Source organism: bacterium (assembly GCA_008933615.1).
Taxonomy (GTDB): Bacteria; CLD3; CLD3; order SB21; family SB21; genus SB21.
Window position 1 is genome coordinate 43,302 of record WBUR01000032.1, and the last position, 8,721, is coordinate 52,022.

8 protein-coding genes are annotated in these 8,721 nt (G+C 40.4%); 4 read left to right on the forward strand and 4 right to left on the reverse strand.

Annotated elements, in window-relative coordinates:
- Positions 1–7: 7 nt before the first annotated feature.
- Positions 8–811, reverse strand: coding sequence for a CHAD domain-containing protein (locus F9K33_12225; GenBank protein ID KAB2878722.1), 804 nt, complete (start codon positions 809–811; stop codon positions 8–10).
- Between the two features lie 105 nt (positions 812–916).
- On the opposite strand from F9K33_12225, the gene F9K33_12230 reads away from it, so the two are divergent.
- The 4 genes from F9K33_12230 to F9K33_12245 are packed head-to-tail and all read left to right on the forward strand — an operon-like array spanning position 917 to position 4,377.
- Positions 917–1,927 carry a phosphotransferase gene (locus F9K33_12230; GenBank protein ID KAB2878723.1) on the forward strand — a complete coding sequence of 337 codons (1,011 nt, stop codon included), beginning with the start codon at positions 917–919 and terminating at the stop codon, positions 1,925–1,927.
- Entirely contained in the window at positions 1,905–2,678 is a 774-nt protein-coding gene (locus tag F9K33_12235; protein ID KAB2878724.1) for an HAD family hydrolase, read from the forward strand. The genes F9K33_12230 and F9K33_12235 overlap by 23 nt, the downstream gene beginning before the upstream one ends.
- Before the next feature lies 1 nt (position 2,679).
- Positions 2,680–3,402: an NTP transferase domain-containing protein gene (locus F9K33_12240; protein KAB2878725.1), complete on the forward strand. Its 723-nt coding sequence runs from the start codon at positions 2,680–2,682 to the stop codon at positions 3,400–3,402.
- 12 nt (positions 3,403–3,414) lie between these two features.
- A complete protein-coding gene (locus F9K33_12245) occupies positions 3,415–4,377 on the forward strand; it encodes a stage II sporulation protein M (protein KAB2878726.1) in 963 nt (320 codons plus the stop codon).
- A gap of 109 nt (positions 4,378–4,486) precedes the next feature.
- Here F9K33_12245 and F9K33_12250 read toward each other — a convergent pair whose 3' ends face one another.
- The 3 genes from F9K33_12250 to F9K33_12260 form a co-directional block, all read right to left on the reverse strand.
- Positions 4,487–5,113, reverse strand: coding sequence for a response regulator transcription factor (locus F9K33_12250; GenBank protein ID KAB2878727.1), 627 nt, complete (start codon positions 5,111–5,113; stop codon positions 4,487–4,489).
- A 1-nt stretch (position 5,114) separates the two neighbouring features.
- On the reverse strand, positions 5,115–8,246 hold the full coding sequence (locus tag F9K33_12255) for a hypothetical protein (protein ID KAB2878728.1): 3,132 nt from the start codon (positions 8,244–8,246) through the stop codon (positions 5,115–5,117).
- A gap of 254 nt (positions 8,247–8,500) precedes the next feature.
- Positions 8,501–8,701 carry an outer membrane beta-barrel protein gene (locus F9K33_12260; GenBank protein ID KAB2878729.1) on the reverse strand — a complete coding sequence of 67 codons (201 nt, stop codon included), beginning with the start codon at positions 8,699–8,701 and terminating at the stop codon, positions 8,501–8,503.
- Positions 8,702–8,721 lie beyond the last annotated feature (20 nt).

The following is an 8,721-nucleotide window of genomic DNA, read 5'->3' on the forward strand; positions in this document are numbered from 1 at the left end:
GGTTTTACTATGACAATACAACGGAAAGAAGTTCTTTGATCGGAATTTGTTTCTGTAATTCCGAGCGTATCTCCAAGAGTATCGTTTCTTTTTCTTTTCGCATAAACGCAATTAAGTTGTCATACAACGCAGGATCTGCTATTTTTATTCTGTGACGCTTGATAAAATAATTTATGTGTTGCAGGCCCGTTTCGATATCGTGCCATGCACCTAACAAGTCTTGAACTTGGGCTAGATACTTCCTGAATGTCTCAGTGGATCCGAATCCGGGATAACAAGCCTGTTGAACCTCCAGTGTGTATTTCAATTTCTTCGAAATTATTCTCAGTTTATGCAAGGAACCGGTTTGTTGCAATGCAAGCCTGAAGTCGTCATCTAGGCCCTGCAATCCTTTTTCGATGGCGCGGCGATACGCGATACGACTTACCCTATTGGGAATCGCTTTTTTTAGGTTAATCGTTAGAAAGGCCGTTCTGAAATATTTCTGAAGCGTTTTCCCTCGTCGCTCCAGATGCTGCTTATACAGGTCAAATCGAAGTTGAAGTTTATCCTCCCATGAGTTTAGCAAATGAAGCTGAACTTGTATATCCCTGAGCGCCCCCGCTCTCCTGAATTTCTTCTTCAATATGCGCAGTTCTTTTTTTGAATAAGGCGCTTTTCCAGATTCTTTTAGAACGGAACATAACATAAGCATTCGCCTTATTGACACTCTGACGTCGTGAATCGCATCCGGGTCGCAGTCTTCCAAAGCACGGGAAATGTCTTGCTCAAGTTTCTTAATGCGAAGCGTATATAAAAAATAAGGGGTCATATAGTCGTTTGTGCCGAACTGAAGGTAACTACTTTCTCCTATACGATTCAACTACCGATTGATATATTTTATTTTTATTTTCTCTAAATACTTTGACTCTAATTTATGGACAATCTTAAACAACTTATTGCCGGCGATCTTCAGGCTGATCCTCTTATAGTTAAGCTGGGGCCATCTGAAACCGGAGCCTCATCAAAAAAATACTACAGCGTATCCGGCATTTCAGATGATGATCCGGATGAAATGTTCATACTCATGCAGGCTCCTGCCGATACGCTTTCAGACTACTTGGAGATTACGCGTTATTTTAAAAGGAACCATATCCGGTCGCCCCGAATATTCTATGCTAATTTAGCCCATGGTTATATCATTCTGGAAAATTGCGGAAAGCAGACATTGGAATTACTGGTGCGAAACGCGCCGCAAAGCATGATTGAAAGTATGTATGAAGGCGCTATAGACTTACTGCTTGCGCTTCAAACATTACCTCCCGACCCTGCAAACATTGTATCGAAAAGACTGTTCGATAAAGAAAAATTCAGTTTTGAATTTGACTTTCACGTATACAAAAAATTGATAACAAATTATTTTGGACATGTCTTGTCGAACGCTGAAAAATATATTCTGCAGGGGTTTTTTGAGACCATCGTCCATGAGCTGACGAAACAGCCTGTTGTGTTCACACACAGGGATTTTCAAGCGTCCAACCTTATTCTCAAAGAGAATGAGTTGGTAATAATTGATTTTCAGGACGCTAGAATGGGCCTAGCCTTATATGATCTGGTTTCGCTGATCGAGGATGTATATGTAACCCTTAAAACCGATATGAAAAATAAATTTATCAATCACTATAAGTCCGCCGCGAGAGCAAAACATATTCCGATCCCTTTGGATGTCAATTTTTCATGGATATATGACCTGACCACCCTGCAGCGAAAACTTCATGATGCGGGTGCCTTTGCTTTTTGCTTTGAAAATTTTGGAAATATCAAGTATTTGCCTTATATTAATAGTGTATTTCAGCATGCGTTGGATGTCATGTCACGTTATACGATTTTCAGCGAGCCGTATGATTTATTAACTATGATAAGCCATGCCAACCCTCCCAAAAAATAAAAACGTAGATTGGATATTTTTTGACATCGGCGATACTCTTGTTAACGAAGACAAACTACGCTTTAATCTCTACCGTATTCTTGAAAAAAACCTGCATGATAACAACATTGATCTTTCCTTTCAGGACATAATTGCAACCCGCGAAGATCTTATTTTGGGACATGCGGATGAATCGCCGCATTATACTATTGCCAAAATGTATCTGCCGGAAGGTTTGTACCATCAATGGCACCACGACATAAAAAACCATATCCACCGTAATCTGAAACGCGATTTAATTCTAATTCCAGGCATGGAGCGTATTTTGAAAAAATTATCACGATCATATTCTTTAGGACTCATTGCGGATCAACCGCATGAAATTCTTGATTTTCTAAAAGCCAAAGGTGTATTGAATTATTTTAAAATTTATGCTATCAGCGCTTTACTTGGAATCAATAAGCCTAAAAAGACCCTCTACGAATGGGCTATCAACCACGCAGGATGCAGCTTTGAAAATGCGTTGATGATCGGTGACCGTATCGACCGCGATATCATACCTGCTAAAGAATTTGACATGTTTACCATACAGGTAAAATGGAATACCTATCGCAAAGGATTTGAGCCTTCAACCAAAAAACAGTTAATGTATTTGGAATCACTGCATCGTTTGAAAAACTGGCAGACAGAGCCGGCATCGAAGAAAGAGGAACCCGATGCGACCGTTGAACGTGTCAGTTTGTTGCCTGCGGCCATCGAGGCATTAAGCTGATATGCGAGCAATGATCCTTGCGGCCGGTTTCGGATCGCGTCTTCATGAACTCACCCGTGACCTGCCTAAACCCCTTATTCAGATTCAACATCATTACCTTATCGAATACGCACTTTTTCTGATTAAGAAGGCCGGAATCGTCGATGTAATGATTAACACCCATTACCATGCGGGCACAATCCGCGATGCACTGCAGGATGGACGTAAGTATGGATTACACATATCCTATTCACATGAAGAAATGATTTTGGGAACCGGCGGCGGAGTAAAACACGCTGAAAAATTTTTTGGTCATGAACCATTTGTTCTTATTAATTCGGATATTATTTGTAACATCGATTTAAAAAAAGTCATTGCCTACCACTTCGAACAAAATGCCGCGGCAACAATGGTTGTCAGAGATGATACTGCCATGCCCAATTTTGACGAAATCAAGCTTACTCAAGAATACAGAATATGTGCGGTTAGTTCTAAACCTAAAACAGAAGAGTCTGTTACTTTTTTAAACCGGATGTTTACAGGCATTCATATTCTCGATCCCATTGTTTTCTCATATTTAAAACCCGAGTTTTCATCTATCATATCTGATTTTTACCAGATTGCAATTAAAGATAATTTGAATATTATGGGTTACGATTATGACGGTTTCTGGATGGATGCGGGCTCTAAAGAAAATCTGGATTTTGTGAGAAACAGCGGGCTTCTTCCGAAAATTCAATTTTAACAAATCACCTATATGAATCTTGAATCCTTCGTCAAAACTAAAAAAACCAATTGGTATCGATTGGAATCACTGGTAACGAAACACCAAGGAACTGAAAGATTATCCGATAACGAATTATCCGAAATGGTTAAATTATACCGATCGGCCTGCGCCGATTATGCTTACGCGTGTTCGGCTTTTCCGTACGACCGCATTATCCAGGAACTTAATTCTATTATAGGCAGATCTCATAACAGTATTTATGGAAAACGTAATATCGGCTTTAAAGCCGTCCTACGTTTCTACTCCGAGATTTTTCCCGTCATTTTTCGCGCAAATGTAAAATATGTTCTGTTGTCATTCTTCGTTTTCTTTCTTGGAACGGCGCTTTCGTTCTCTGGAGGTTTTGTGAACCCGAATCTGCCCAGGATTTTTATGGGCGAGCAGTATGTGGAAATGACCGAACAAAATATTAACCAAAACGATCCGTTCGCCGTTTATTCACAGTCCGACAGCCCGGTTATGTCCGGATTTATAATGACAAATAATATTAAAGTAACTTTTTTCGCTTTCGGAATGGGTATATTTGCCGGAATTGGAACGTTATACGTTCTTTTTTATAACGGACTGCTTCTTGGCGTTTTTTTCTTCATTTTTTATCAACGCGAACTTCTGCTCGATTCTTTAATAACGGTAATGATGCACGGGACGCTTGAACTGGCATCCATCTTCATTGCCGGAGGAGCCGGCCTGATTATTGGAAAAGCGATGTTGTTTCCAGGGTCGTATTCGAGGAAAGAGGCTTTGATGCTTAGCGGGTATGAAGCGGTCAAATTGATACTCGGTATTCTTCCTTTTCTTGTGATAGCCGCGATAATTGAAGGGTTTGTTACCCGTTTGGACTTACCTGTTTACATAAGGGCGCTTTTTATTTTGTCCAATGTTCTTCTGTTGATATGGTATTTTTTAAGAAAACCGGATAGGTATTCCCCTTGAAGCTCAAAGAACCGGTTTTCGAGAGCCGTCACTCCGCACCAGGTTGCTGATTCCAGAATTGAACGTAATTAATTTTAGACTAGCACCTGAAATAATTCCAACTTTTTCGTTAAACCAATCTTTCCTTAAGCGCTTTCGCCACAGCCTCAGATTTGCTGCTCACATGAAGTTTTTTGTAAATAGACTTCAGATGACGGCGAACGGTTTCTTCGCTTATGAATAAAACATCTGCGATCATTTTATAACTCTTACCTGTACATAGTTCATTTAGAACTTCCATTTCTCTGGGACTAAGTGTCGTTGTGTTTTTCCTTTGAAAAGATTTAACGACCATTCTGGCAATTTGGGTGCTCATGGGCGCTCCGCCGTTTAGTACCTCCTGGATTGCGCCTAATATTCGTTCCGTTGAGGCCTCTTTTATGATGTATCCTGAGGCGCCTGCGCATAATGCATTAAAAACGTAGTCGTCATTTTCGTGTGCCGTCAGAACTATAATATTGAGATCGGGAAGTTTCGCGCGGATTTCTGAAATGCCTTCAATGCCGGACCGGTCAGGTAAGCCAATATCCATCAGAACGATATTCGGCGGATCTTTGATGATTCCTTCAACTCCAGATTGGCAATCGTGGTATTGGTGAATACAAGTAAACACATTTGTATTGTTAATCAGTTTCGCCAGACTGGAGCAAATGTCACGATCATCTTCGACAAGAGATACGGTAATGAGATTTTTCATATTAAAATTGGTTTAGTGTGGATGAAATGGGCAAATTAAATCGAACCGTTGTTCCTTCCTCTGGTTTTGAGCTTATGTTCAACGTAGCCGTAATTTCATTTGCACGGCGGCGCATACTGCGGATTCCAAGGCCTGGAATTTTTTCATTGTGATTGAAACCTTTTCCTTCATCAGCCAATAGAATTACAAAGTTGTTGTTTTCAATCTTATAAGTTAATGTTGTTTTTCTGCTCTCAGCATGCTTTAATACATTATGCATAGCTTCTTTGAATATAAGTATGATATGCCTTCGCACGTGCATAGATAGCCGATAGGCCTCGTAGCTTTCAGGAATACTGTCCACCAAAAAGTCCGTGCCCGTTTGATCGAAAAGTTCATCCCCAAAGTCTTTGATACGGATCGCTACTTCTCTGAAAGTATCTTTGTCTGGGTTCAAAACCCATAGAAAATCACGCATGCCTGTAGATAACATTTTAGAAGTTTCAATGATTTTCTGCAATGTCGTCATATTTTCCTCAGTGATGTCGCTAAGTTCACGCTTCAGGACTTCAGCCAGCATTGCGATTTTTGTCAGTGTATGTCCAAATTCATCATGAAAATCATCCGACGCTTTTTTTCTCACACGTTCATTTTCGAACCGCCGGATTCTTTCAATCTCTAGAGTAGTTTTAATTTTTTGTTTTACCCGGTATTTGTGCGCCATCCACACAGTTGAAGAAATTAAAATCACTCCTAAACAGAAGAACCACCACGTTTTCCAGTACGGCGGATGAATAAATATGTTCAGCGAAACGGCTTCACTCCACACGAGATCGTTATTTGATGCTTTCACAAGAAAACGGTAGGCCCCTGCCCCTAGATTAGAGTAGGTTGCATATCTGCGTGAATTTGAATAGACCCAGTCATTGTCGACACCGGCAAGCTTGTAGGCATATTGATTTTTTGCTGGGTCGGTAAAATCTAAAGCAATGAACTCAAAGGTCAGCATGTTTTCGTCGTGTAATAATTCAATACCGGTTTCCCTCGACCAATCAGCTTTTATTTCCTTTTCGTATTTTTTTACCGAGGTAATGGAAACGGGCGGTGCAATATTGTTTTGTTCTATGTGATTCGGATTAAATCGACTAAACCCATTAAGTCCCCCAAAATACATCTCTTTCGATCGGGTCAGGAGAAACGCGCCTGAGTTAAATTCATTGCCCTGTAAGCCGTCGCGCTTATCATAATTTTTTACTGAGAGGCGTAGTAACTTGGTGTTTTCAGCATTTATTATTTTTTCAAGATTATCCCGGTCAATTCTGGACAAGCCTCTGTTTGAGCTGATCCACAAATTGCTTCCTTCGTCCATCAGTACACCGTAAATCATATTATCAGGTAATCCATTATCCTCATCAATGTGCCGGAGTGAACTGTCGATTGGATTCAAGACACTTATCCCTGCATCGGTTCCTATCCAGAGTCGTCCTGTTCCATCTTCACAAATTGACAAACACGAGTAAGCCGTTGTTGACTTCAGTTTAGAGGCTTTTTCTTTAAAAAAATGAACTCTCTCGTGACCGGAGTAACGGGTCAGTCCGTTCATAGTACCCGCCCATATAAATCCTTTGCTATCTTTCTTGAACGATAGGACAGGATAGTTAGGTGCGCGTGCTGAGGTATCAATCATGGTATAAAGCCGCTTTATTGTTTTTGATTTGGCGTCCATCCAGTTAAGGCCCGTTGACGTACCAATCCACAAGTCCCCATTATCAGCTTTTTCAAGTGAAAGAACAAAATTTGAACTCAAAGAAGTGGAATCATTTCTATTGGTCAGATGCTGTACATATTGTTCGTTATTCAAGCTAATTTCTAACAACCCTACCGGAGTGCCCGCCCAGAGAGTACCTCCGTCCACAATTAACGCATTAACACTGATTGCAGATGAACTTAAAGATTGAAAAATAGAATTGAACTTCCGAGTAATCCGTTCTTTTTTTGGCTCAAAAAAGAATATGCCATCATCTGTTCCTACCCAGATATTTCCATCTGGATGTTCAGCAAAGGACCAAATGTTGTTATTTGAAAATCCGGGATTTGATACTGGATCATACCGGTACGTTTTGAATTTTTTAGGAATGATTCTCATAATGCCACTGCGCGTAGTTCCGACCCAGACCACACCTGAACGGTCTCTGAAAAGAGATGATATTTCTTGAGTCCCGGCTCCTTGAGAATTGCTTAAGTATTCTTTCTCGTACTCTTGCGTTTCGCTGTCATACCAAATGAGACCGTCGGTTGTTCCCAACCAAAGCATTCCTTTTTTATCCGGCAGAATAGAATAGACCATCGAATCAAACTTATTCGCCGTATTTTTGTACGATCGGAATGTGTTTGTTTGTGGGTCCAATTTGCTGAGTCCGTTCTGAGTTGCTATCCAAATCTTACCAAGAGAATCAGAATATAGTCTAACAATATAGTCACTCGCGATGGAATTGATATCTTGAGGATTGTGCCGAAATGCAAAGAAGGATTGATCTTCGGGGTTGAACCTGTTCAGTCCGCCGCCCCACGTTCCAATCCATAGGTTTCCACTGATATCAATGCAAAGGGATGTGAGTGCGTTGTTGCTCAGGCTCTTTAGGTTTTTCGGATCGTTTCTATAGTTTCGGAACCGGCCAAGTCGCGCATCATACATATCGAGGCCTCTTCCACGCGTAGCAATCCAATAGTGCTCTTCTTTATCCTGACAAACGTCACGTATAAAATTACCACTCAAGGTGTTGGAATCGTTTTCAGAAAAAATAAATTGTCTAAAAACACCTGAATCCGGATCGAACATATTCAGTCCGCTGTTGGTCGCAATCCAGAGTTTCTTACCGTTATCCTCATATATAGAATTTATCCCGTTATTTGAGATACAGTTTTCATTATTGAAGTTGCGTTTATAAACTTTTATTGAATACCCATCATACCGATTGAGTCCATTCTGTGTTCCAATCCACAGATAACCTCTCGAATCTTGAAATATGCACGTCACTGTACTTTGGGACAGACCCATCTCGGCAGATAGTGTTTCAATATGAAAGGGTTGCGACTGGCAATAAATAATGCACCCATTCAATAATAGATAAACAATAACAATTAGTCGTTTCATTGAAAAATAGAGTTGTCTGTTTGTATAGGGAAACAGTCAAACGAGATAAAATTAACCCTTTTAGGTTATTGATGCTAATTAAAAAAGCATTAGCAAGCAATACCCTATATGGGTTAATTATTTTACTGGCTTCATTATTTCGGTTACAAAAAAGGGCATCAACTATTTTGTTGATGCCCTTTAGGAGAGAAGAGAAGGATATTTATGAACTCATTTTATCTGACAAATGTTACTTTGGATAGCTGCTCTTAGCCTTAGAATTTTAGGCCGACAGTAAAGCGATGGGTTTTACCGAGATCGCCCATGTCCATAAATCCATAATCAACGGCTGCGCCGAATTTATCCGTAAACTTGTAGTCCACACCGGCACCAAGCGTGAGACCGCTCATACCGCTTCCGGTATAATCACGATCCGATTTCAATGCCGAGGTATAACCGCCTCGTGCGAAGAACATGTTTTTGAATCCATATTCAA

What these genes read in the sequence shown, in the direction of transcription:
- F9K33_12250 (KAB2878727.1), bottom strand. Translation starts at nt 5,113, where the DNA reads ATGAAAAATCTCATTACCGTATCTCTTGTCGAAGATGATCGTGACATT.
- F9K33_12260 (KAB2878729.1), bottom strand. Translation starts at nt 8,701, where the DNA reads ATGTTCTTCGCACGAGGCGGTTATACCTCGGCATTGAAATCGGATCGT.
- F9K33_12255 (KAB2878728.1), bottom strand. Translation starts at nt 8,246, where the DNA reads ATGAAACGACTAATTGTTATTGTTTATCTATTATTGAATGGGTGCATT.
- F9K33_12230 (KAB2878723.1), top strand. Translation starts at nt 917, where the DNA reads ATGGACAATCTTAAACAACTTATTGCCGGCGATCTTCAGGCTGATCCT.
- F9K33_12245 (KAB2878726.1), top strand. Translation starts at nt 3,415, where the DNA reads ATGAATCTTGAATCCTTCGTCAAAACTAAAAAAACCAATTGGTATCGA.
- F9K33_12235 (KAB2878724.1), top strand. Translation starts at nt 1,905, where the DNA reads ATGCCAACCCTCCCAAAAAATAAAAACGTAGATTGGATATTTTTTGAC.
- F9K33_12225 (KAB2878722.1), bottom strand. Translation starts at nt 811, where the DNA reads ATGACCCCTTATTTTTTATATACGCTTCGCATTAAGAAACTTGAGCAA.
- F9K33_12240 (KAB2878725.1), top strand. Translation starts at nt 2,680, where the DNA reads ATGCGAGCAATGATCCTTGCGGCCGGTTTCGGATCGCGTCTTCATGAA.